Origin of the sequence: Spirosoma oryzae, assembly GCF_003002825.1 — a bacterium.
GTDB lineage: Bacteria > Bacteroidota > Bacteroidia > Cytophagales > Spirosomataceae > Spirosoma > Spirosoma oryzae.
Window position 1 is genome coordinate 58715 of sequence record NZ_PVTE01000027.1, and the last position, 23342, is coordinate 82056.

Sequence of the window (23342 nt, forward strand, 5' to 3'; positions counted from 1 at the left end):
AATACCGTAAACTTTACACCGTAAACTGCATACCGTAAACCAAAAATCAACCATGAAATTTATCCTCCCCCTGCTGGCCACTACGATCACGGCGACGGCTCAGTCGTGGCACCCGGTCGAGACGAAAAATACGTGCAGTGCCCGCCATGAAAATGCGGCTGCGATTGTCGGCGACAGTCTGTACGCGATTGGGGGACGGGGCATGCGGCCGGTGGATGCGCTCAACCTGAAAACGGGCGTCTGGCAGGTGCATCCTGCCCCACCCAGCGAGATGAATCACGTGCAGGCTGTCAGTTATAATGGCGAGGTGTACATCATGGGAGCCTTCAAAGGCGCTTATCCGCACGAAACTGTACTGCCGACCATACTGATCTACAGCCCGAAGCGGGGTGCCTGGCGGGAAGGACCAGCTATCCCTGTTGACCGATTACGGGGCGCGGGCGGCACCGTTGTCTACAACGACAAAATTTACATGGTCTGCGGCATCACCGACGGACATTACGACGGCCACGTTGCCTGGCTTGATGAGTTCGACCCAAAAACGGGCACCTGGAAACGATTGGCGGATGCGCCCCGTACCCGCGACCACGTACAGGTAACCGTCGCCGACAATAAACTGTATGTCGCGGGTGGACGCCGGTCGACGGCCCGTATCGGTAAAGTGCTCGAACTCCTGGTGCCGGAAGTCGATGTGTATGATTTCAAGACAGGACAGTGGTCGACCCTACCGACTACGTCAAATTTGCCCACCCCACGCGCCGGCAACATGGCCGTTACGCAGGACGGCAAGGTCTGGATTATTGGTGGGGAAACCGTGCAGACTCTGTCGCATAACGAAGCCGAAGCCCTCGACCCCAAAACCAATACATGGGTCAAAACCACCCGCATGAATCAGGGGCGGCACGGCACGGGTGCCGCAGTCTACAACAATCAGATTTACGTCGTCGCCGGCTCCGCCAACCACGGCGGTGGCCCGGAGCTGAATACGGTGGAAGTGATGCGGTGAGTTTAAAGTTTGTGGTTCAAGGTTTAAGGTTGGCTATTACGCTGTATGATGATGTGTCTAACCTTCAACCTTGAACCACAAACTTTAAACTAGCGAAGCGTACACCCCTAAATACTGCCGGGCTGCGGTTTGCCAGGAGAATTGGGCTGCGTGTTGCCGGATGACGTCGGCGCGGTTGTTTCGCGCGTAGTCGACCATACCTTCGCGGTAGGCAGTTTGTAACGCATCAGCCGTAAAATCAGGGAAATAGTAAGCCGCAGCGCCACCGATTTCGGGGAGGGCCGTTCGTGTCGACAGGAACACCGGTTTGCCAAACTGCATCGCTTCCAGAACGGGCAGACCGAACCCTTCTGCCAGGGACGGATGCACCAGCGCCTGGCAGTTTCGCAGATACCAGCCCTTGTCGGCTTCCGACACGGTTCCCAGTAGCCGAAGCCGATCGTGTACACCTACCGTCTGCGCCTGTTGCTGCAGCTGCGCGACATACTCGGGGTCGTCGTGCCGGCCGATCAGGATCAGTTCCAGATCGGGATTCGCTTCCAGCAACGGTACCAGCACGCGAAAATTCTTCTTGGCATTCAAATAGCCGATGCCTAGCAAAAACGGGCGACTTGGTTGATAAGCGGGTGCGTCCATCGCTGCCGCCGGTACCGGATCGACCCCATTGTAGATGACGTGTACGGGCTTGTTGCCGACATGACAATGAGCCAGCACGTCGTTTTTTGTGAACTCCGAAATACACACCAACGCATCGCTACGATCGATAAGCGACTGCGTCAGGTTCATCCGTTTTTGTCGTATGGCCGGCGGTTCGTCTTCATGCAACACGTTTAAATCGTGAATCGTCAGTACCACCTTTATTTGAGGAAACCGGCGTCGATCCGGTACGATGCGCCCCAGCTGAAACGGTGCGTGCCACACCCGACAGTCGCGCAGAAAGGGCTGGTAAACGGAATGCCACCATTGTTCAACGATGTGGTACGGGCGGGGTGGCAGTTGTAGCCGTCGGCGGGGAGGCAGGTAGAGCTGGATGGGTGGGTGGTCGGCGGCTGCCTGTTGCTGATTAAGGTATTCACTCAATTGCTGACAGTACTGATACAGCCCCGTATGTGGGTGTTTCATCGGCCCACAATCCAGAATAATTTTTCCCATGTAGTCGAAAGATAGCATTTCACTACCCGTATTGAGCATCTTTGTACAACCATATGGCTCATTTTTGAGTCTTGCTATCGGAGAACGATTGATTTCGGCTCCGTCGTCCTAAGCCTGAACCCTTATTGCGGCATTTACCAGTGTGCTCGGTGTACACTGTTTGGGAACGATATACGTTCTGGTATACGACCCCTTGTCGCTACGCGCTGATTCCAGGTTTATCCATACAACAACCATTATGACCCGTGTTATCTTCGATTGTGAACGCATGAAGTATGTCAATACCGGGCTGTATTATTACTGTCTCAACCTCGGCAAAGCACTTCAGCAAAACATCACTCGGGAACAACTGACTATTTTCGGCCCGGCGCATGCGCAGTCAGCGTTTGGCTCATCGTTGCCCCTTATCCCGCAGCATTCGCTGCAAAAATTCAGGATGCCACCGGTCGAACAGTTTCACCTGTGGCACAGCACTTACCAAAGTTCCGACTACATTCCGCAGCGGAATCGTAAGATCAAAGTACTGCTGACGATTCATGATCTGAACTTTCTTCGGGACGACAAACCCGCCTGCAAAACGGCCCGCTACCTGGCCCAGATTCAGCGCAACATCGACCGAAGCGACGCCATTGTCTGCATTTCAGAGTTCAGCAAAAACGATGTACTGACCCATTGCGATACGCACGGTAAGCCTATCTACATGATCTATAACGGCACCAACGACTTACCCAAACCGTTGCTGGCCCCGCGCTCCTACCGCCCCCGGACGCCGTTTCTATTCAATGTCGGGGTCATTACCCGCAAGAAAAACCAACACCGGATTCTGCCCCTGCTGCAAACCAACCCCGCGCTGGAGCTGGTGCTGGCCGGGCGGCACGACGATAAGGATTACGCCCACTTCCTGCGGCAGCACGCATCGGAGCTAAACGTAGAAGATCGGGTTCACCTGGTGCACGAAATTACGGACGAAGAAAAGTCATGGTATTACCACAATTGTCAGGCGGTCGTCATGCCGTCGCTGGCGGAGGGCTTCGGTCTGCCCGTAACCGAAGCGATGTCTATTGGAAAACCCGTATTTTTGTCAAAGAGTACAGCACTGCCCGAGATCGGCAAAGACCTGGCGTTCTACTTCGACGACTTCGATAACCTGCACGACGACTTTATGGACGGTATGCAACGTTACACCAAGGCGGGTAGTCAGATGCAGGAAGCCATGATCGCACACAGTGCCAGCTTTAACTGGACCGATGCCGCTCGCAAGTATACGGAGGTGTATCGGTCAATGACCTAACGGCTCACGATACGTACAGCGAATGAAGATTTATAAACGGTTAATGGCCTACGCCCAGCCTTACGGGCGTTTTTTAACTCCTTTTATTGTATTTACGCTGATTAGTGTGGTTTTCAACGTGTTTCAGTTCGCGTTGATCATCCCGCTGCTTAAGTTCCTGTTCAATCCCATCAGCACGGCCGATGCAGCCCGGTACGCAGTATCACCGGCCTTCAGCCTTACGCCGACGTACCTCCACGATCTGTTTTATCATTTGATCTATCAGCTCAAAGCCACTAATCCGGTTTATGTGCTATACTTCATTGCCGGTATGATTGTGGTCGCGGTCGTCATGACAAACCTGTTTCGGTTTCTGGCGCAACGGACCCTACTCAGCGCCCGGACGTTGCTGGTCAAGCGGTTACGGGAAGCCCTGTTCGAAAAAATCAATAACCTGCACCTGGGTTATTTTACGAAGGAGCAGAAAGGCGATCTGTTGTCGCGGCTTAACGGCGACGTATATGCCATCGAAAGTGTGGCGAGTAGCTCCGTCGAAGTCGTGTTCAAGGAGCCATTTATGCTCATCGCCTATTTCGTAGCCCTATTCGCTATCTCCTACAAACTGACGCTGTTTACGCTGCTGATCATTCCGATTTCGGCAATCGGTATTTCGGCCGTTACCAAGAAACTCAAGAAAGAAGCGAAGGACGTACAAACGTCAATGGGCCGTATGCTGACGCTCATGGACGAAACACTCATGGGCATGCGGATTCTGCGGGCGTTCAACGCAACACCGTTCGTACTGAATCGCTTCGCCGTCGAAAACGACTTCTACCGCAAGGTCAGCCTCGACAATTTCAAACGGCGGGAACTGGCTCCGGCGTTTTCGGAAGCGTCAGGGGTATTCGTGGTAGCCTGTATTCTGGTGTTTGGCGGTACGCTGGTCTTAAGCAGTCAGAGCGAACTACAAGCCAGTTCCTTTATCGCCTTCATCGCCATTTTCTCGCAGGTCATCCGCCCGGCTAAAGCGATTGTCGTTGCCATTACGAACATTCAGCAGGGACAAGCGGCTGGCGAACGCGTCGTTGAACTGCTCGACAAACCCATTGAGATTCAGGACAAGCCCGACGCCCGGCCGATGCCGCCATTTCAACACGAGATCGTGTTCGACAATGTCAGCTTCCAGTATGGCGAAAAGCCGGTTCTGAAGAACATCAGCTTCAAGATTGGTAAAGGCAAAAAAATCGCGCTGGTCGGCCCGTCGGGTGTAGGTAAGTCGACCATTGCCGATCTGATTCCGCGCTTCTACGAAACCAATCAGGGTCGTGTCACCATCGACGGTGTCGACGTGCAGGACTTCAAGATGGAATCGCTACGGGCGCAGATGAGCTTCGTAACGCAGGAAATCATCCTGTTCAACGACACAATTTTCAACAACATCGCCCTCGGCAAGCCCGATGCGAAGCTGGAAGACGTGATCGAAGCCGCCAAAGTGGCCAACGCGCACCAGTTCATCGTCGACACCGAAGATGGCTACAACACCATCATCGGCGACCGGGGTATCCGGCTCAGTGGCGGACAGCGGCAGCGGCTGAGTATCGCACGGGCCGTCTTTAAAAAACCGTCGATTCTGATTCTGGACGAAGCCACTTCGGCCCTGGATCTGGAATCGGAAAAATCGGTGCAGGATGCTCTCGACAACCTGATGGAGGGTCGTACGACGCTGGTTATTGCCCACCGGCTGAGCACTATCCGCGAAGCCGACGAAATCCTGATTATGGAAAAGGGAGAGATCATCGAACGAGGCAATCACTACGAACTCATCAATCAGGAAAACAGCATCTACCGCCGGCTCAACACCATGCACGAGGTGTTGCAGTAGGATTATGAAGAAAGAGGAAAGACGTAAGAAGAAAGAGTGAGTTCAAGTCATCATCTTTTTTCTTACGTCTTTCCTCTTTCTTCTCCACTATTTCTTACTCGCTGCGTAATCGATTGCTTTGTCGAACTTGTCGAGTACGGTTTGCCAGGTGTAATACTGCTGCACGTACTGACGGCCATTTTCGGCCATCTTGCTCACATCCTGCGTCAGAATGTTGGTGATCGCCGTTTCGAGTTCGGCATAGGTGTGGTAGGCATATCCTGCCTGACTGGATTCGATATGGTCGCGCAGGATTTCGCAATCGGCATTGGCAATAACGGGCACGCCTACCGCCATACTTTCCAGGGTGACCATCGACAGACTTTCGTGCGGTGACGGCATGAGCAGCGCTTTTGCATTCATGAGCAGGCGGGCTTTCACGTCTTCATCGACAAACCCCGCCGGAATGATGTCGGGATGGTTGGGAATTGGCATAAACGACTGACCAACCAGCACCAGTCTCAGCGACGACGGGTGCTTTTTTTTGTAGCGAATAAACTGCTCGCACATCTTGTCGCACCCCTTTGCCGCGTCGATCCGGCCGATGTAAAGCAAATAGTCAGCGTCGCTGCCGATCAGTTCAGCCGTCGACTTTTCGGACACGGCGCGGGGCGGCTCGATACCAATTCCCACGATGTCGTTGTAAATCGACTCATTCTTAAACTGCCGGTGTACAAACCGCTTTTCACCCGGTGTCAGAAAAAGAATAGCGCGTGGCTTGTTGAACAAGGGCGGAAAGACAGGAAAATAAATTGGCTTCTCGTCATGCGCCGTCGGAATGAAGATCGATTTTTCGGGGGCTACGTACAAGCCTGCGACGGTCGGATAGTAGAGATAGGTAATAAAAATCAGCGCGTCGTACTGCTGCTGATTCTGTTTCAGGTAATCGATCAGACCGGGCGTATAAGGCCCTTGATACTTGGGCCAGTTCTCGATACACTCAGCGATCGACGGCCCTTTCAATGAGTAGTAGCTTTTCTTTAGCCAGCCCCAGACGCCCCGCTTCCCCAGATCAGTCAACTTGCGAAGCTGATGCTCCGTACGACCCGATAATTTGGCCTGGCGTTCATACTCGGCCGCAAAGCGGTGAACGCGTACGCCATTGATCATGGTTGTTTCGGCGGGATACCAGTTGGCCCATGTCTGGTACTCCAGTGCGCAACTGGTCAGCACGTCGACCTCGTAAGTCCGGGACAACCGTTCGGCCAGGATACGACAGAGGTATTCAGCTCCGCCGTTGACTTCCACGCCGTAGCGCTGCACGATAAAGGCAATTTTTTTCATTGGTAAATCACGACTGTAACGTGTCGTACAGGTTGTTTTGTTGAATCTGCCGGCTTAGTGTTTTGTGGTGCATCAGGCAACGATCGTCCTGATCGGCGGGTAAAAAATGGCAGGTTTGCTGGCCCCGCAGTTGTTCGTGTACCCGGTATTGCCACCGGATATCACGACCCAGTCGAAACAGGCGTAACTGATAGTCCGGAAAATTGATACGCCTGTCAGGCCCCAGCTGCCAGTTCCGCTGTGTTGCATAGGCGTCCGTCAGTCCGTCGACGTAATTGATACGGGGGACGGCGAAACAATCGGACTTGTTTTGTTTCACCAGCGTTTTCTTCAGTGACTTCATCAGGCCAGGCCCCGGCACTTCATCAGCATCCAGTTGAAAGAGATAATCACCTGATGCCCTGTCGATCAACTGATTTTTGAACGTGGCAAAATCGCCATTCAGGCGGCTTTGTTCCCAGATCAGGTGCGGCCGGTACCGATTGATAACGGCCGTAACGGCTTCATCGACAACTGTGGTGTCCTGAAGCACAATGACCTCGTCACGACGATCCTTGTGTTCCAGCAGGAAGGCAAGTAATCGGTCCAGTTCGGCGGCCTCGTTGCATACCGTCAGGCCATAGGTGATGCGGATACGCCAGTAAAAAAAACGACTAAGCATTGACAGTCTGTCGGTTAATCAATTGCGTTTCGTGCGACCGGGGATTGACAATTCGGATACGCATTCCCTCCCGGTGAAACGTTGGATAGAACACGTTTACCAATCGTTTCAGCCAGCTACGTGGTTTGTTGAGCCGGTTGGCGATCAGTTCCGGCAAGGCTTCTATCCTATTGGCCGACACGTGCCGGGCGTTCACACGAACCACGACATCGTTCGTAACCGGCTCGGTCAACCGTCTAAACTTCACCCGTAAATCGACGCTGGTAAGCGGCTGCTCTTCCCGAATAAACGATTCGACATCGGCATTGGTATAAATCGTGCGGCACCAGGGTTCGACCACACGCAGCACATCCGTTGTCGCATTGGGCAGTACAAGGCCAATATCGTACGAACGCTTTACCGGTCCGCTGTTCCGAAAGCCCCATTTGCGAATAAAGTTTCGAATCGACTGGGCTTCGATCCGTTGCGTACGCTGTTGGTACTCGGCCGAGAACCGCGACGTTTTGCTGACAAAATGGTAGCAGATGGCATCGAGCGACACCACCGGTTCCAGCCCTTTTAACTGGAAGCGCAACAGCAGATCATCGTCTTCGCAGAACATCGGATTGAACAGCGGATCGAGTCCACCCATGTCGAGCAGCACCCGACGGGATACGCTCAGAAAAAACGACAGCTTGTTTCGGGTATCGACCGTTCGGTTTGCCTGCTGATTTGTGCGTTGCTGCTGCTCGGCAAAGGCAAAAAAAGCGTCACGCTGAAATGTGTCGAGCCCATCGCCGAAGTCGCGCACAATTTTGCCCGGCCGCTCGTCATCGGCGAAAATGGGCGGTTCTACTGTCGTATAGGAGATTACCCGGTTGTCGGTCTGCAACGGTGCCAGTGCTTCCAGAAAGCCCGGTGCCAGCACCATATCATTGTGGGCGAAGATAACGTAGGCCGACGTGGCTAGCTGCGTCGCCTTGTTGTACGTGTCCGACAGCGTTTTCTCAACAGGCTCGTGGTAGAAACGGACGTGTTCGTCGTGCAGCGTGTCGAGCCATTCGTGCGTTCCGTCGGTACTGCCGTAGCTGACGAAAACGATCTCCACTTCCGGGTAGATCAGCCGCGTCTGTTCGTACACGTACTGTGTATAGGCCAGGTTATTCTTTACCCCAATGAGCAATGAAAACGTCATCGTGTTCGGTTTGAGTGCGTTAGCCACTGCCCTGTAGCAGCAGCCTGTCTGTACCGGTCAGACGTCGTAGTTCTGTCCACCAAAGATAGGGCAACAACGGCCCGGACCGCTACACGGTCAGCACAATCTTGCCGATATGGTCACTGCTTTCCATGAGCTGCTGGGCGGTTGCCGCGTCAGCCAGCGGAAACGTCCGGTACACAACCGGCCTTAGCTGACCAGTCGTAAGCAGGGGCCACACGCTGGCCAATACATCGGCAACCAATGCCGCCTTGAACTCATCCGAGCGCGGTTTGAGCATACTCCCGGTCAGCACGATACGTTTGCTCATCAGTTCCCGAATATCGATCGTACTCTCGGCTCCTTTCATGGCATTGATAAACGTCAGTCGACCGTCGGGCCGTAGCAGCCGGATGTTTTTGGGTACGTAGTCGCCCCCTACCATATCCAGAATCACGTCGATACCATAGGGCTGTAGCACCTGCTCAAAATCTTCGGTTTTGTAATTGACGACCCGCTCGGCACCCAGCTTTTCACAAAACGCTTTCTTTTCCTCGCTACCCACCGTCGCAAAGGCGTTCGCGCCAAAAGCAACGGCCAATTGAATAGCGGTAATTCCGATGCCGCTGCTACCGCCGTGCACTAGGAAATGATCGCCGGACCGCAACCGGCCCTGCTGAAATACGTTCGACCAGACGGTCAGCACTGTTTCAGGAAGCGAAGCCGCATCCGTCATCGACATCCCGTCGGGAACAGGCAAGCAATGCCGCTCATCGACGACCACGTAATCAGCATAACCACCACCGGGCAGCAGCGCACAGACGGCATCGCCCACCTGCCACCGATTGGCTCCCGGCCCACACTGCTCAACCGTGCCCGCCATTTCTAGGCCCGGCACCTGCCCCGACGGATCGGTACCGTACCCACCCTGCCGTTGCATGATGTCGCTACGATTCAGACCGGCGGCTGCGACACGCACCAATACTTGCCGGTAACCAGGCTCTGGGCGGGGTCGCGCCTGCACCTGCAAAACGGCAGCGTCGCCGGGTTGAGTAATAACGATAGCGTTCACGGATTGATTGAATGATAGAATGATGGAGTGATTGACTAACTGTTCGGCACCATTAGCTAGGGTAGTTGCCTGTCTGGCTATTGAGCGGTTGACCCGTCGACTGTTTACCTAAACCTTACCGACTGGGTGGCGGTTATCAGTTGAGTAGTTAATTCCACTTTTTCTGATTCAACAGCTCGTATGGCAGCGTCTAGTAAAACGGCCCTTATCACAGGTGGGTCAAAGGGTATCGGCTACGGTGTGGCCGAAGCACTTATCAATCAGGGCATTCGGGTAGCCGTCACCAGCCGCTCACAGGAGAGCGCCGACCAGGCGGCAGCAGCGCTTAACAAAATTAAAGACGGTTACGCGCTGGGTATTCAGGCCGACGTGCGGGATCTGGCGTCGCAGCAAAAGGCCGTCGATACGCTGCTTGCGGAATGGGGCCAACTCGACTACGTCATCGCCAACGCAGGTGTCGGCCACTTTGCGCCCGTCCAGGAACTGACGCCGGAGCAGTGGCAGGAAACCATCGACATCAACCTGACGGGTGTCTTTTACACCACCAAAGCGACTGTGGCGGAACTGGCCAAGACGGAAGGCTACTTCATCACGATTGCCAGCCTGGCAGGTGCGAATTTCTTTGAGAAAGGCTCGGCCTACAATGCCAGTAAATTTGGACTGGTCGGCTTTACGCAGGCGATCATGCTCGACCTCCGCAAAGACGGCATCAAAGTGTCGACGATCATGCCCGGCTCGGTAGCTACCTATTTCGACGGGAACGAACCGGGCGAGAAAGATGCGTGGAAGATTCAACCGGAAGACATCGGTCAGATCGTGGCCGACCTGATCAACATGCCCGCCCGTACGCTCCCCAGCAAAGTGGAAGTACGCCCATCACGGCCGGGGAAATAGTCGGTATTCGGTACACAGTTTTCGGTACAGGGTGCAAATACAAAGACACCGGGTTTCAGCCCGGTGTCTTTGTGTAAACAGGTAGCCGCCGTGCGACAGCCGCCGTAAACTATATACCGAATACCGTAAACCGACAATTTATTCCCACTCGATCGTTGCCGGTGGCTTCGACGAAATATCGTACACGACGCGGTTGACGCCTTTCACCCGGTTGATGATGTCGTTCGATACGTTGGCCAGGAATTCGTACGGCAGATGCGCCCAGTCGGCGGTCATACCGTCGACGCTCGTCACGGCCCGCAGTGCTACCACGCGTTCGTACGTACGTTCGTCGCCCATCACGCCAACCGACTGCACCGGCAGGAGCATCGCGCCAGCCTGCCACACTTTGTCGTACAACCCGTCGCGCTTTAATCCGTTGATAAACAGCGCATCGACCTGCTGGAGTATGTCCACTTTATCGGGCGTAACGTCACCCAGGATACGAATGGCCAGACCAGGACCGGGGAACGGGTGACGGCCCAGAATGGCTTCGGGCAGCCCAAGCGTACGACCAACAGCCCGTACCTCATCTTTAAACAGCGTATTCAGCGGCTCAACGACTTTCAGTTTCATAAAGTCGGGCAAGCCCCCTACGTTATGGTGCGACTTGATCGTCGCCGATGGACCTTTTACCGACACAGACTCGATGACGTCCGGGTAGATAGTTCCCTGACCCAGCCAGGCTACGCCTTCGATCTGATGCGCTTCATGGTCGAAGACGTCGATAAACGTCTTGCCGATGGCCTTGCGTTTCGCTTCGGGATCGGTCAGGCCAGCCAGGGCCGTGTAGAACTGCTCTTTTGCATCGACGCCTTTCACGTTCAATCCCAGCGACTCGTACGACGCCAGGACTTCTGTGAACTCATCTTTCCGCAACAGTCCGTTGTCGACGAAAACGCAGTATAGATTTTTACCGATAGCCCGGTGAATAAGCATGGCCGCTACCGACGAGTCGACCCCGCCCGACAGGCCCAGCACTACGTTGTCGTCGCCAAGCTTTTCTTTCAGCTGAGCCACCGTCGACTCCACAAACGACTCCGACGTCCAGTCCTGAGCGCAGCCGCAGATATCGACAACAAAGTTTTTCAGCAGTTCTTTTCCCTGTAACGAATGCGTTACTTCGGGGTGAAACTGGATACCGTACGTATCTTCACCCGTAATGTGGAAGGCCGCTACCCGTACCGAATCAGTCGAGGCAATAACCTTAAACGAATCGGGAATGGCGGTTATCGTGTCGCCGTGCGACATCCATACCTGCGAGTGCGGATCGATTCCCCGCATCAGCGGACTGTCCGCTTCGACCGTCCCGAGCTTGGCACGGCCGTACTCACGAATCGACGAGGGTTGTACTTCACCCCCGCTTGTATGCGCCAGTAACTGTGCGCCATAGCAAACGCCCAGCAGCGGTAATTTCTGCCGGAATGCTGCCAGATGAAGGTTGGGCGCATCATCTTCCCGCACAGACGACGGGCTTCCCGACAGGATTACGCCTTTGACGTCGGGCGAGATAACTGGAATGTTGTTGTAAGGATGGATTTCGCAGTAGACATTGAGTTCGCGCACCCGGCGGGCGATAAGTTGGGTGTACTGCGAACCGAAATCCAGAATCAGAATCTGTTCGGTGGCCATGGATTGGTCTCTAAAATGCAAAGGTAGGGCATTTTTCCATACGGCAGCCCTCACCCGCTTCAACTAACGATTCACCACCAGCCGACACTGAATACCCCCACCCCGGTATGCCAGCTTCAGCACATAGATACCAACAGGCAACGTTGCCACCGAAAACGGCACGACCGACATGCCCCCGATTACCGCGCGACTCTGCTGCAACACAACTTTACCCTGCGAATCGGTTAGTATGAGCGCAATAGGGTCACCGCTCCAGTCGAGTGGTAAGCGGACGAACACCTGATCGGCGGCTGGGTTGGGATACACGAGTGCCGAACCGTGTGCCCCACCCGGATTGGGGGTAAGTTCGGGACCGATGGGAATGCCAAGCACAAACTGTAGCGAAGCTGTCACGACGGGTGAATAGCTGGCTTCCGCTTTCTGGCCAATGGCCCGGATTCGGTACCGATATAATTCGCCGATACGCAGTGAATCAAGCGTATTGGCCTTCCGGCGGTCGCTGTACGTGCTCAGTTGATTACTCAGGCTCGCGATTTGTCTGAATTGCCCGCTGGTGTCGGCCCGTTCGACTTCCCAATGGTCAACACCCGTAGCTGGCTGATTCCAGTTGAGCTGAATGGCCGCCGTGTCGAGTGGTACGGCCCGCAGGTCGTTGGCAACAGGCAGGGGCGCAGCAATAGGAACCGACTGAAACGTCAGCGCGCGCATACCCCGCTCATTTCGAATGGTTGGACCCGCGTAATAGCCAAGCTGATTGTCCTGGTACGACGAAGGGAGATATGTCAGAGTTTGCGCCGTGACCGGGCGAGCAAGCGTCAGAACCAGCTTGTTACCCTGCTCCGACACCGACTGTATCAGCCCCGACTCGCCATTGGGGTAGTTTGTATAGATAAAATCGGTCATTCGCTGGGTGTACGTACGACCTGTCTTCGGATTGATAATGACCGAGTCGGCCGGCCATTTCACGCGTTGCCCAGCCTCGAACTCCATGGTAATTTCGGTATAATCGGGCTTGCTGTAAAAGAGTCGTTTCAGATTGGGCGACGCGATATTGCTTGTGTCGGTGCTCTTGTACAGATCGCGGGCAATCAGCCGGTACAGTTCCAGTCCGAACTGCCGGTAACCGGATTCGTCGTAGTGAAGTCCCTGATACCCCGGCAAACCAACTGTTGCAATCGGAACGTGGTTGGCGTACACGCTGGTGATCTGCCGTTGGAAATCGCGGATAGCACCCGCCCGCGCCGACGACTGATCAGGCAGAATATTGAGTTGCGCCATGTATACGCGCCGAATGTTGGGATAATCCTGCCGCCAGTTGCCGTACAGCCGGGCATACTGCTGCGCATATCCATCGCTGTTGTTGGCGGCCTCGGCTTCGCCCTGCCGCCAGATCATCACCAATGGCTGATCGGCCAGCCCCGCCTTCCGTGTCCGGTACAACAGCCGCCCATACAGCGTATTTAGATTATCGGGCTGCGTACCGATTCGAATGAGATGAGTCGATATATCTGTCGACCCGACAGCTCCGTTGATAACGGCTGTCGGGATACTGTCTCGCTGGTAGATATAGCGTTGCAGTTCGACGCCCCACAGACTGTTCACGCCTTCAGCCGTATTGGTCAGGCACCAGCTCGTATCCGCCGGGTTGTAAGCGGCATTACCATTGTTGACACCGAACGATCGACAAAACGTGCTCCGAAACGGATTGTTATCGAAACGACCGACGGCGTTCGACTGACCCATAATCAGATAGGCATCCCCACAAACGATGCTGTCACGGGTAGCGATTCTGACCGAATCCCCAGCCGACCGGTGTTGAAAAAGCTGGAAACTATATTGGTGCGGCTCCGCCTTGATTGATGGCGTAACGCGGAATAGTCCGGCAGAATCGGCGATCAGACGTGTGTATGCGTATGGTTTCTGATCACGCAACGTGACAACCGATACCGTTGCAGCCGTCGGGTCAGTAATGCGGCCACTGACAGGCACGCCACAGCGGCTGGTAGAGGGGTCTCGGGCGTACAGTTGCAGCCGGGCAGGCCAACTGCTCAACGAAAGGTTTTGCCCATCGCTTTCAAAAGAAATAAAGAACCCAGCAAGAAAGATAAAGCGTACTAGCGTATTCACAAGACGGTGGTTATAGGCAGTCCACAAATTTATCCAATGGCTCGCTATATGTCATCATCTTGTACTACTGCTTTGTTCTCGATCTCCGCAATATCTGCCTTTACCGATAGATCAGGTATTTCTGCCGCATCGTTTTATAAGTGGCCAGATCCGGCTCCCAGCTCTTGCGAATGGTCGCTTCGGATACACCCGCCGTCAGTTGCAACCGTAACTGATCCGTACCGGACAACCGGTCGAACCCACCGCCTGCCAGGAAGAAGGTCGACTTGTTGGTAGCGCGTTTGTAAAAATCGAACAGATAATCGAGCATCAATCCCGTTTTCGAAATGGGGGCTTGCGTCAGATCGAGCCCGTAGCATAATTTACCCTCCTGCGGTGGATTCATCGCCCCCGGCTTGTCGACAGGCGTAAACTCGTACGGACCGTACTTGGTATATGGCGAACCAATCACCTGAAATTGCTTGTCGGTACCCCGACCGACACTGACGACTGTCCCTTCGAAAAAGCAGAGCGACGGATACAGAAGAACAGCCTGCTGGTTGGGCAGATTGGGTGATGGCCGGACCGGTAGCACGTAGGGGGTCTGGTGCGTGTAGTTCTTCACCGGAATCACCGTCAGCGAACAGGTTTTGTTAGGCCCGAGCCAGCCTTCTCCGTTGATCATACCCGCCAGTTCGCCTTCGGTAAGCCCATAAACAACGGGGATCGGGTGCATCCCGACGAACGATTTAAACTTCGGGTTCAGCACCGGCCCGTCGACGTAATGGCCGTTCGGGTTCGGCCGATCGAGCACAATAAGCGGTTTCTTCGCTTCAGCGCAGGCTTCCATGACGTAGTGCATGGTGCTGATGTACGTATAGAACCGGCAGCCTACGTCCTGAATATCAAACACGACAACATCGAGCGAGTCCATCTGAGCGGGTGACGGCTTGTGGTTGGCCCCGTACAGCGACGCGATCATAACCCCCGTTCGGGGATCGCGACCGTTGCTGATTTTCTCCCCGTCGGTAGCTTCTCCCCGAAAGCCATGCTCCGGTGCAAAAATCGTTTTCACCGTGATACCGAGTGCCAGCAGACTGTCGACAAGGTGCGTTTTACCAATTCGCGAGGTATGGTTGACAACCATTCCGACGCGCTTACCCTTCAGCGCAGGCAGGTAGAGGGCCGTCTGTTCGGCACCCGGCACGACAGTCGTACGGGCGACACTGGCAGTACCCGTTTGCTGCGTGGATTGCGCCTGACAGGCCATGGATAAACTAACGAACAGAGCAACTAGCAATCGACAGACAGGTTGTAGCGACATAAAGGCAAGAGCGGTTTTTACAAAAATAGGCGATTCGACCAGACGCTGCGTCGAATCGCTCAGGATTGTCCACGCGTTCAGACAAACATAAGCTACAGTCTGGTAGACTATTTATTTCTCCTGTCCGCAGTCAGCAACGGATGTGCTGCCATTGCTAGCTGCGGATAAGCAACACAATGCTAAAAATTGATTTCGACAGACGGAATTTCGCTCGATTTACACCAGCGGTAAGGCTGATCCACGTTTCTTTGTAGTTAGTAGCTTGTCGGCCGGGGCGGTCGACAATATTCGTTCTTAGTCAGGCACTCGTACGTTGAATCTTTCTTTATTTCTGGCCCGCCGGGTGCGTCACGCTCCGCAGGGCAGTTTTTCCGCTACCGTTACCCGAATCGGCATTGGCAGTATCGCACTGGGGCTGGCCGTTATGATCGTTGCCTTCGCGGTCCTGTACGGCTACCAACGGTCTATCCAGCAGAAAATATTTCTGTTTGGCGCGCACTTACAGGTCAGTAAATTCACGAACAACCGGTCTCTCGACGACACGTCCTTACCACTGAACACGCCCTTGTTCAAGGCCGGAACCAGCATTCCGGGGGTGGTCCATATGCAGGCGGTAGCGACGAAGCCAGGCATCCTGAAAACGCCCGACGAGCTGGCGGGCGTCGTGCTAAAGGGTGTCGGGCGTGACTACAACTGGAACCTGCTGCGCGAGTCGCTGGTTGCCGGAACGGTTCCCGAAGTCGGGGCCGACACAGGCAACGGGTCGACGCAGTTGCTGATTAGTCAGTACATGGCCAATCAGTTGAAGGCGAAAGTAGGGCAATCGTTACCGCTTTACTTTCTGGGTAATCCGCCCCGCGCCCGTAAAATGACCGTCGTCGGTATCTACGAAACGGGCCTGGAAGAAGTCGACAAGACGGTGGCGCTGGGCGATATCCGGCTGATTCAGCGCCTGAATAAATGGGGCCCCGACACGGTAGGGAGCTACGAAATTTTCGTCCGCGATTTCAATAAACTCGACCAAACCCGCGAGGCCGTCTTCGACCGACTGTCACCGGATATGCGACTGGTATCGGTCAAAGAGCAGTACCGCCCCCTCTTCGACTGGATGCTGCTGCTCGACCGCAACATGGTTATTCTGCTGGGCCTGATCGCCTTCGTCGCGTCGTTCAACATGGTGTCGGTGCTGCTGGTGCTGATGATGGAACGAACCCCCATGATCGGGCTACTGAAAACGCTGGGTGGCACCAATCCGCTTATCCGACGAGTGTTCCTCAACGTCGGCCTGAACATGGTACTCTGGGGCCTGGCGCTCGGCAACATTATAGGCATCGGGCTGAGTCTGATTCAGGACAAGTTCCGGCTGATTCCCCTCGATCCCAAGAACTACTTTATCAAGTACGTACCCATCGCCATCGACTGGCCAACGGTCCTGATCCTCAATGCCGCCACCGTCCTGCTGATTGCGCTGGTACTCTGGATTCCGACGATCATTATCAACCGTATCCAGCCGATACAGGCGCTGGCATTCAAGAAGTAATAGTATACCTATCACACTGGAGCTGTGACCTGGCAATGTGCTGGTGGTAGCTTGAGACGTCGACCGTGTACCGCTCAGCTTTCTTCGTATCTTTGGTACAATAGCCAGATACGATAGAACTATGATTACTCAGCGTCGACAGGAGAAAGCAGATACGGCATCCATTCGCCAGCATAAGATTCGTATTGTTACGGCGGCTTCGCTGTTCGACGGACATGATGCGGCCATCAACCTGATGCGTCGGCTCATGCAGGCATCAGGCGCGGAAGTGATTCACCTGGGACACAACCGGTCGGTGGCCGATATTGTCGACTGTGCGATTCAGGAAGACGTGCAGGGCATCGCCATAACCAGCTATCAGGGCGGGCATCTGGAGTTTTTCAAATACATGTATGATCTGCTCAGCGAACGCGGAGCGGGTCACATCAAGATCTTTGGGGGCGGGGGCGGGACGATTCTCCCCCGCGAAATCGAGGAGTTGCACGCCTACGGCATTACCCGCATCTACTCGCCCGACGATGGCCGGGCAATGGGCCTGCAAGGTATGATCGATGACCTGCTGGATCGGTGTGATTTTGAACTGCCATCCGCTGGCAACGACAGCATCGCCCGGCAGATCACCATCGCTGAAAACGACGGTCCGACAACCGGCACCCGCAAACTGACAACCGAAACTTGTCCTGTACTGGGTATCACCGGTACGGGTGGCGCGGGTAAATCGTCGCTGATTGATGAGTTGGTGCTGCGCTACTTACGAGCCTTTCCCGACAAAACGCTGGCGATCATTTCCGTCGACCCGTCGAAGCGGAAAACGGGCGGGGCCCTCCTCGGCGATCGTATCCGCATGAATGCCATCAGTTCCCCGAGGGTGTACATGCGATCGCTGGCGACGCGGCAATCGAACCTGGCCCTGAGCCGTTCCGTGCAGGATGCCATCGACATCTGCCAGGCCGCCGATTTCGATCTGATTATCGTAGAAACGTCGGGAATCGGGCAGTCGGACACGGAGATTACCGAACATGCCGACAAGACACTGTACGTGATGACGGCCGAGTACGGCGCGGCTACACAGCTCGAAAAAATCGACATGCTCGACTTCGCCGACGTCATTGCCATCAACAAGTTCGACAAACGCGGCTCAGCCGATGCCCTGCGCGACGTTCGGAAACAGTACCGGCGCAACCACAACGACTGGGACACTCCCGACGACGAACTACCCATCATCGGGACGATGGCGGCTCAGTTCAACGACGCCGGTATGAACACGCTGTTCGCCCGGCTCATGACGGTTCTCGCCGGGCCGCCGGGCGGTTTTTCAGTTTACGGTGAGGAACCTACTGCCCGGACAGCCACCGAAAACCGTAAACCGAATACAGTAAACCCTATTATCCCCCCCGACCGGGTACGCTACCTGGCCGAGATTGTCGAAGAAAGCCGGCGGTACGAGCGGTTTGTAGATGAGCAGACAACGCTAGCCCGGCAGTTGTATCAGCTCGACGGAACGCTGGCTATGCTTTTACCCTCACGGCAGCGGCCGACCGCCCCAACCCCTCCCGCGACGGCGGACCGCCCAGAACAGGAGAGGACGGGACGGTCGGCCGCTGCCGTGAGGGAAACCCTCGAACAGCTTCGCGCGCAACTCGACGCCCGGCTGCATCCCGACTGTCGGGCCTTACTGACGCAGTGGCCCGCCATACAAGCGCGCTATACCGCTGACTTTTACGAATTTACCATTCGTAACAAAACCATTCGGCAACCGCTGTACACCGAGACGCTGTCGCATCTGCGCGTTCCGAAAGTAAGCCTGCCGAAATACCATGATCTGGGCGACGTGCTGCGCTGGCTGCTGACCGAGAACGTGCCGGGTGAATTTCCGTACACGGCAGGGGTGTTTCCGCTCAAGCGGGACGGCGAAGATCCGACGCGGATGTTTGCGGGTGAAGGTGGCCCCGAACGCACCAACCGCCGGTTCCACTACGTCTCGAACGGGCAACCCGCCAAACGCCTGTCGACAGCCTTCGATTCGGTGACACTCTACGGCGAAGACCCCGCCCTGCGCCCCGATATTTTTGGTAAGATCGGCAATTCCGGCGTCAGCGTTTGTACGCTCGACGACGCCAAAAAGCTGTATTCCGGCTTCGACCTATGCGACCCGGCCACGTCGGTATCCATGACCATCAACGGACCGGCCCCCATCCTACTGGCCTTCTTTCTCAACACCGCCATCGATCAGCAGTGCGAAAAGTGGGTACGGGAGAATGCCACAAACCCCACCCCTAACCCCTCCCCATTAGGGAGGGGAACAAAAGTGGAACCGGAGGTTCCCCTCCCTAACGGGGAGGGGCCAGGGGTGGGGTTCATGGGGTATTCAGGCCCGCTACCCGACGGCAACGACGGACTTGGTCTAGCCCTGCTTGGCACGACGGGCGACCGGGTCGCACCGCGTGAGGTTTACGAGCAGATCAAAGCCGATACGCTACAACGGGTGCGCGGAACGGTACAGGCCGATATTCTGAAGGAAGATCAGGCGCAGAACACCTGCATTTTCTCGACGGAATTTGCCCTACGGATGATGGGCGATATTCAGCAGTATTTCACCGATCACCGGATACAGAATTTTTATTCGGTGTCGATTTCGGGCTATCACATCGCCGAAGCCGGAGCCAACCCGATTTCCCAGCTGGCCTTCACCCTGTCAAACGGGTTTACGTTCGTGGAATATTACCTCAGCCGGGGTATGCATGTCGACGATTTTGCGCCCAACCTGTCGTTCTTTTTCTCGAATGGTATGGACCCGGAGTATACGGTGATGGGACGGGTAGCACGTCGGATCTGGGCGAAAGCGATGCGGAATCGGTACGGGGCCAACGAGCGCTCGCAGAAACTCAAATACCATATTCAAACCTCGGGGCGAAGCCTGCACGCGCAGGAAATTGGTTTCAACGACATTCGTACGACACTACAGGCGCTGTTAGCCGTGTACGACAACTGTAACTCGCTGCATACCAATGCCTACGACGAAGCCATCACCACCCCCACGGAGGAGTCGGTCCGCCGGGCCATGGCCATTCAGCTCATCATCAACCGTGAATTTGGCCTGACCAAAAACGAAAATCCGTTGCAGGGCTCATTCGTCGTGGAAGAACTGACCGATCTGGTCGAAGAAGCGGTTTACCAGGAGTTTCTGTCGATCAATGAGCGGGGTGGTGTGCTGGGCGCGATGGAACGAATGTACCAGCGCAGCAAGATTCAGGAAGAATCAATGTACTACGAGACGCTGAAGCACAACGGCCAACTACCCATCGTCGGTGTCAACACCTTCCTCGACCCGGCCGGCTCCCCCACCCTGACGCCCGCCGAAGTCATCCGCTCAACCGACGACGAGAAACGGTATCAGGTCGACAGTTGCCGGGCGTTTCAGACCCGTAATCAGGAGGTCGCGGCAACGGCCATCGCGCAGCTACAGCAAACAGCCCTCACCAACGGCAACGTCTTCGAAAGCCTGATGGAAGCCGCCAAGGTGTGTTCCCTGGGTCAGCTTACCCACGCCCTCTACGCCGTCGGCGGGCAGTACCGGCGGAATATGTGATTGTAGCCCAGACGTCCACGTCTGGAGGCCGTCAGGCCAACTAGTGACAGCGGCAGCTATTTAGGCCGCTAATGCGTCCTCCAGACGTGGACGTCTGGGCTACAAAAAAACAGAGAGCCAGTACCGATGCGGTCAAAAGTACCCAACCATCGACGCATGACTTGAAGACTGGACTCCCTGTTGCACTGTGGGCAATAGCGTTGACTAATGATGCGCGTGTGTGGCGCGGCACTGACGGATGTTCAGCAGGTGCGTACCGACCAGCCCCGCCGATGCCGCGTAAGCCATGTATTCAAACCACTCGCTGTAGTCCTCCAGCAACAAACCAAGCGCAAACAGGGCCAGAAAACCCCACAGCGCCCACCGTATCGGGCTGGTTGCCCGCTGGGAAGCCGACCATACGGCGATGACGTTGATGACGATAAAAAGGTAATCCAGACTCAGGAACCCGATCCGCAGCGACTCGTAATTGAGCAGCGCCGACGTCATCACCAGTACCGGCGTAATCAGGCAGTGAATGATGCATAGAACGGAGCCGGTAATACCAACGTAATCAGCCCGGTGGCGGGATAGTGATTGATTCATAACGCACACATTGATGGCACAAAGGTAGTTATGAAATCGCATATTTGCAACAATGTTGCAAATATGTTCCTTGCGAACCGTAGCGGTGTTGTCCCCAGACGCTTCCAGTTGCTGGAGCCGCGTTAGCGGCTAACGGGTCGATGAACGTAGCCTACAGTTCCAACTGTTGGAAGCTGCCGGGGACAACCCGTAAACCGTATACAGAAAACCGAAAACCGTCTACCCTGAACCGTACACCGCGATTCGCGTTAGTAGTGTATGGCAAAAACCTCCCTTGCAACATTACTTGGCCGCGTCGGACTCGATTGGTTTCTGCTGGCCCTGCTGGCGATGATCGGCCTGGCCCGGCTTTGGCCCGAACCCGGTATGCAAACCGGACCGCTGTCGTTATCGGCGTTTACCAACTACGGCGTTTCACTGATTTTCTTTCTCTATGGCCTGCGGCTTAATTTCGATCAGCTCAAGGTCGGACTGCGTAATTACCGGCTGCACCTGCTCATCCACCTGACAACCTTTATCCTGTTCCCACTGCTTGTGCTGGGTGCCCGGGCCTTGCTGATTACGCCGGAAACCAGCTTACTCTGGTTGGGCGTATTCTACGTCGCGGCCCTGCCTTCTACGGTTTCCTCATCGGTTGTGATGGTTTCGATCGCCAACGGCAACATCCCGGCGGCTATTTTCAACGCCAGTATCTCCAGCCTGATTGGCGTGTTCATTACACCCATCTGGATGAGTGCGCTGCTTAGTGCCGGTAGCGGTCAGTTCGATCTGGAATCGATTATTCTGAAGCTGACCATTCAGGTTGTCGTACCGGTAGTGCTGGGGTTGCTGCTGAACAAGCAGTTGGGCTGGTTTGCCGAAAAATACAAAGGTGCCCTTCGCTACTTCGATCAGATCACGATTCTGCTCATCGTGTACACCGCCTTTTGCGAATCGTTTGCCATGAATCTGTTCCGCAACCTGTCGGTGGCCGATCTGGTCCTGCTGGCCGTGGGTATGCTGGCGCTTTTTTTCATCGTCTTTGGCTTTATTACCGTCATCAGTCGGTGGCTGCATTTCAGCCGGGAAGACCGGATTACGGCCTTGTTCTGCGGGTCAAAGAAATCGCTGGTGCAGGGTAGCGTGATGGCGAAGGTACTGTTTCCGGGTAGCGCGGCCGGGGTCGTGCTGCTGCCGATTATGATCTACCATGCCCTTCAACTGATCGTGGCCAGTATTCTGGCGAAGGCAATGGCCAACTGGAAGCCTATTCCGCAGCCTGTTTCCGACGATTCGACCACCCGCTGACGCCACTCGAGCGGTCAAAAAGCCGGTTCAGCCTGGTTCGTCGGTGAGCCGGTTAAACGATGCCCGGTCAATGGTCTCTAACCGTCAGTTAACCACCAATGACCAACTGACATGAAAAAGACACTCATTGCCGCCTTTTCGCTTTTCGTATTGACCGCCGGTAGCAGCATGGCTCAGCGCGTGTACCAGCGCCCGTTCGACAACCGCCCCCCTGCTTATGGCAATCAGGGCTACCCAAATGACCCCAACGATGAGTTTCGCGATGAACTGAAAATCGAACGGCTCGACGCTATTGTCGGTCTATCGCGCCGGCAGGAAAAGCAGTTGCACCGAATCGAAGACAATTACGACCACCTGTTCGCGACGTCACGCTTCACCCCACAGGGACTCCGACAGGCCCGCGCCCACAAGCGCGACGAGATGCTATCAGTGCTGAATCGCTCGCAGCGTGAACGGCTGTTTGCTGCCCAGCAAAACCAGCGTCCCGGCCGCCCCGGTGGCTTCTACGGACGCCGGTAGTCAGTAGCGTTCAACGCTTATGTATTTGACCGAAATTACTTTGGTTTAGGTCGAACTAACCCCTAAATCCCCTGAAAGGCAGGGCTGTTAAGTTCTTGATTTGATACTATCAGAAGCCAAATTCCCTTCGGTTCATCTACCCCCCAGCCCCCTGAAGGGGGAGCGTTCCGCGAAGAAATTACTCCCCCTTTAGGCTAATCTTGTAGGGGTTTTAATTCGGATTGAGTCCATAACCTAGTTTGATGAAATAAAAACGCTCCACTGCCTGACTCAACACCCTGAGACCA

At 55.1% G+C, this 23342-nt stretch carries 17 protein-coding genes; 8 read left to right on the top strand and 9 right to left on the bottom strand.

Going from position 1 to position 23342, the window contains the following annotated elements:
- Nucleotides 1-52 precede the first annotated feature (52 nt).
- Nucleotides 53-1006: a Kelch repeat-containing protein gene (locus CLV58_RS23125; protein ID WP_106140210.1), complete on the top strand. Its 954-nt coding sequence runs from the start codon at nt 53-55 to the stop codon at nt 1004-1006.
- 84 nt (nt 1007-1090) lie between these two features.
- Here the strand turns inward: CLV58_RS23125 and CLV58_RS23130 are convergent, their stop codons facing one another.
- The gene (locus CLV58_RS23130) at nt 1091-2158 is read right to left on the bottom strand and encodes a glycosyltransferase family 4 protein (protein WP_170108774.1); all 1068 of its coding nucleotides are present in this window, start codon (nt 2156-2158) and stop codon (nt 1091-1093) included.
- 238 nt (nt 2159-2396) lie between these two features.
- Here CLV58_RS23130 and CLV58_RS23135 point away from each other — a divergent pair, with 238 nt between their 5' ends.
- Both CLV58_RS23135 and CLV58_RS23140 read left to right on the top strand, forming a co-directional pair.
- Nucleotides 2397-3449 carry a glycosyltransferase family 4 protein gene (locus CLV58_RS23135; RefSeq protein ID WP_106140212.1) on the top strand — a complete coding sequence of 351 codons (1053 nt, stop codon included), beginning with the start codon at nt 2397-2399 and terminating at the stop codon, nt 3447-3449.
- Nucleotides 3450-3471: 22 nt separating this feature from the next.
- Nucleotides 3472-5310 (top strand): ABC transporter ATP-binding protein, encoded by a 1839-nt coding sequence (locus CLV58_RS23140; RefSeq protein WP_106140213.1) that lies wholly within the window; start codon nt 3472-3474, stop codon nt 5308-5310.
- An 87-nt stretch (nt 5311-5397) separates the two neighbouring features.
- On the opposite strand, the gene CLV58_RS23145 is transcribed toward CLV58_RS23140, so the two are convergent.
- From CLV58_RS23145 to CLV58_RS23160, 4 genes are all read right to left on the bottom strand, one after another.
- Nucleotides 5398-6633 (bottom strand): glycosyltransferase family 4 protein, encoded by a 1236-nt coding sequence (locus CLV58_RS23145; protein ID WP_106140214.1) that lies wholly within the window; start codon nt 6631-6633, stop codon nt 5398-5400.
- A 7-nt stretch (nt 6634-6640) separates the two neighbouring features.
- Nucleotides 6641-7294, bottom strand: coding sequence for a glycosyltransferase (locus tag CLV58_RS23150; RefSeq protein WP_106140215.1), 654 nt, complete (start codon nt 7292-7294; stop codon nt 6641-6643).
- Nucleotides 7287-8468, bottom strand: a complete 1182-nt coding sequence (locus CLV58_RS23155) for a glycosyltransferase family 2 protein (RefSeq protein WP_106140216.1) — start codon at nt 8466-8468, stop codon at nt 7287-7289. The genes CLV58_RS23150 and CLV58_RS23155 overlap by 8 nt, the downstream gene beginning before the upstream one ends.
- Nucleotides 8469-8577: 109 nt before the next feature.
- Nucleotides 8578-9540 carry an NAD(P)H-quinone oxidoreductase gene (locus CLV58_RS23160; protein WP_106140217.1) on the bottom strand — a complete coding sequence of 321 codons (963 nt, stop codon included), beginning with the start codon at nt 9538-9540 and terminating at the stop codon, nt 8578-8580.
- A 180-nt stretch (nt 9541-9720) separates the two neighbouring features.
- Here CLV58_RS23160 and CLV58_RS23165 point away from each other — a divergent pair, with 180 nt between their 5' ends.
- The gene (locus tag CLV58_RS23165) at nt 9721-10434 is read left to right on the top strand and encodes an SDR family oxidoreductase (protein ID WP_106140218.1); all 714 of its coding nucleotides are present in this window, start codon (nt 9721-9723) and stop codon (nt 10432-10434) included.
- Nucleotides 10435-10572: 138 nt separating this feature from the next.
- Here CLV58_RS23165 and guaA read toward each other — a convergent pair whose 3' ends face one another.
- The 3 genes from guaA to CLV58_RS23180 all read right to left on the bottom strand — a co-directional run bounded on the left by guaA (nt 10573) and on the right by CLV58_RS23180 (nt 15535).
- Nucleotides 10573-12105 (bottom strand): glutamine-hydrolyzing GMP synthase, encoded by a 1533-nt coding sequence (gene guaA, locus CLV58_RS23170; protein ID WP_106140219.1) that lies wholly within the window; start codon nt 12103-12105, stop codon nt 10573-10575.
- Between the two features lie 63 nt (nt 12106-12168).
- Entirely contained in the window at nt 12169-14232 is a 2064-nt protein-coding gene (locus CLV58_RS23175) for a sialate O-acetylesterase (protein ID WP_245882431.1), read from the bottom strand.
- A gap of 100 nt (nt 14233-14332) precedes the next feature.
- Complete coding sequence (locus CLV58_RS23180; RefSeq protein WP_106140220.1) at nt 14333-15535, bottom strand: exo-beta-N-acetylmuramidase NamZ family protein; 1203 nt, start codon at nt 15533-15535, stop codon at nt 14333-14335.
- Between the two features lie 313 nt (nt 15536-15848).
- On the opposite strand from CLV58_RS23180, the gene CLV58_RS23185 reads away from it, so the two are divergent.
- Both CLV58_RS23185 and CLV58_RS23190 read left to right on the top strand, forming a co-directional pair.
- Nucleotides 15849-17075 (top strand): ABC transporter permease, encoded by a 1227-nt coding sequence (locus tag CLV58_RS23185; protein WP_106140221.1) that lies wholly within the window; start codon nt 15849-15851, stop codon nt 17073-17075.
- 121 nt (nt 17076-17196) lie between these two features.
- On the top strand, nt 17197-20664 hold the full coding sequence (locus CLV58_RS23190) for a methylmalonyl-CoA mutase family protein (protein WP_106140222.1): 3468 nt from the start codon (nt 17197-17199) through the stop codon (nt 20662-20664).
- 204 nt (nt 20665-20868) lie between these two features.
- On the opposite strand, the gene CLV58_RS23195 is transcribed toward CLV58_RS23190, so the two are convergent.
- A complete protein-coding gene (locus CLV58_RS23195) occupies nt 20869-21249 on the bottom strand; it encodes a MerC domain-containing protein (protein WP_106140223.1) in 381 nt (126 codons plus the stop codon).
- A gap of 258 nt (nt 21250-21507) precedes the next feature.
- On the opposite strand from CLV58_RS23195, the gene CLV58_RS23200 reads away from it, so the two are divergent.
- Both CLV58_RS23200 and CLV58_RS23205 read left to right on the top strand, forming a co-directional pair.
- Complete coding sequence (locus CLV58_RS23200) at nt 21508-22536, top strand: bile acid:sodium symporter family protein (RefSeq protein WP_106140224.1); 1029 nt, start codon at nt 21508-21510, stop codon at nt 22534-22536.
- 111 nt (nt 22537-22647) lie between these two features.
- Complete coding sequence (locus CLV58_RS23205) at nt 22648-23055, top strand: hypothetical protein (protein WP_106140225.1); 408 nt, start codon at nt 22648-22650, stop codon at nt 23053-23055.
- Nucleotides 23056-23342 lie beyond the last annotated feature (287 nt).

What these genes read in the sequence shown, in the direction of transcription:
- CLV58_RS23130 (WP_170108774.1), bottom strand. Translation starts at nt 2,158, where the DNA reads ATGGGAAAAATTATTCTGGATTGTGGGCCGATGAAACACCCACATACG.
- CLV58_RS23135 (WP_106140212.1), top strand. Translation starts at nt 2,397, where the DNA reads ATGACCCGTGTTATCTTCGATTGTGAACGCATGAAGTATGTCAATACC.
- CLV58_RS23205 (WP_106140225.1), top strand. Translation starts at nt 22,648, where the DNA reads ATGAAAAAGACACTCATTGCCGCCTTTTCGCTTTTCGTATTGACCGCC.
- CLV58_RS23190 (WP_106140222.1), top strand. Translation starts at nt 17,197, where the DNA reads ATGATTACTCAGCGTCGACAGGAGAAAGCAGATACGGCATCCATTCGC.
- CLV58_RS23195 (WP_106140223.1), bottom strand. Translation starts at nt 21,249, where the DNA reads ATGAATCAATCACTATCCCGCCACCGGGCTGATTACGTTGGTATTACC.
- CLV58_RS23125 (WP_106140210.1), top strand. Translation starts at nt 53, where the DNA reads ATGAAATTTATCCTCCCCCTGCTGGCCACTACGATCACGGCGACGGCT.
- guaA (WP_106140219.1), bottom strand. Translation starts at nt 12,105, where the DNA reads ATGGCCACCGAACAGATTCTGATTCTGGATTTCGGTTCGCAGTACACC.
- CLV58_RS23145 (WP_106140214.1), bottom strand. Translation starts at nt 6,633, where the DNA reads ATGAAAAAAATTGCCTTTATCGTGCAGCGCTACGGCGTGGAAGTCAAC.
- CLV58_RS23200 (WP_106140224.1), top strand. Translation starts at nt 21,508, where the DNA reads ATGGCAAAAACCTCCCTTGCAACATTACTTGGCCGCGTCGGACTCGAT.
- CLV58_RS23140 (WP_106140213.1), top strand. Translation starts at nt 3,472, where the DNA reads ATGAAGATTTATAAACGGTTAATGGCCTACGCCCAGCCTTACGGGCGT.
- CLV58_RS23180 (WP_106140220.1), bottom strand. Translation starts at nt 15,535, where the DNA reads ATGTCGCTACAACCTGTCTGTCGATTGCTAGTTGCTCTGTTCGTTAGT.
- CLV58_RS23150 (WP_106140215.1), bottom strand. Translation starts at nt 7,294, where the DNA reads ATGCTTAGTCGTTTTTTTTACTGGCGTATCCGCATCACCTATGGCCTG.
- CLV58_RS23155 (WP_106140216.1), bottom strand. Translation starts at nt 8,468, where the DNA reads ATGACGTTTTCATTGCTCATTGGGGTAAAGAATAACCTGGCCTATACA.
- CLV58_RS23165 (WP_106140218.1), top strand. Translation starts at nt 9,721, where the DNA reads ATGGCAGCGTCTAGTAAAACGGCCCTTATCACAGGTGGGTCAAAGGGT.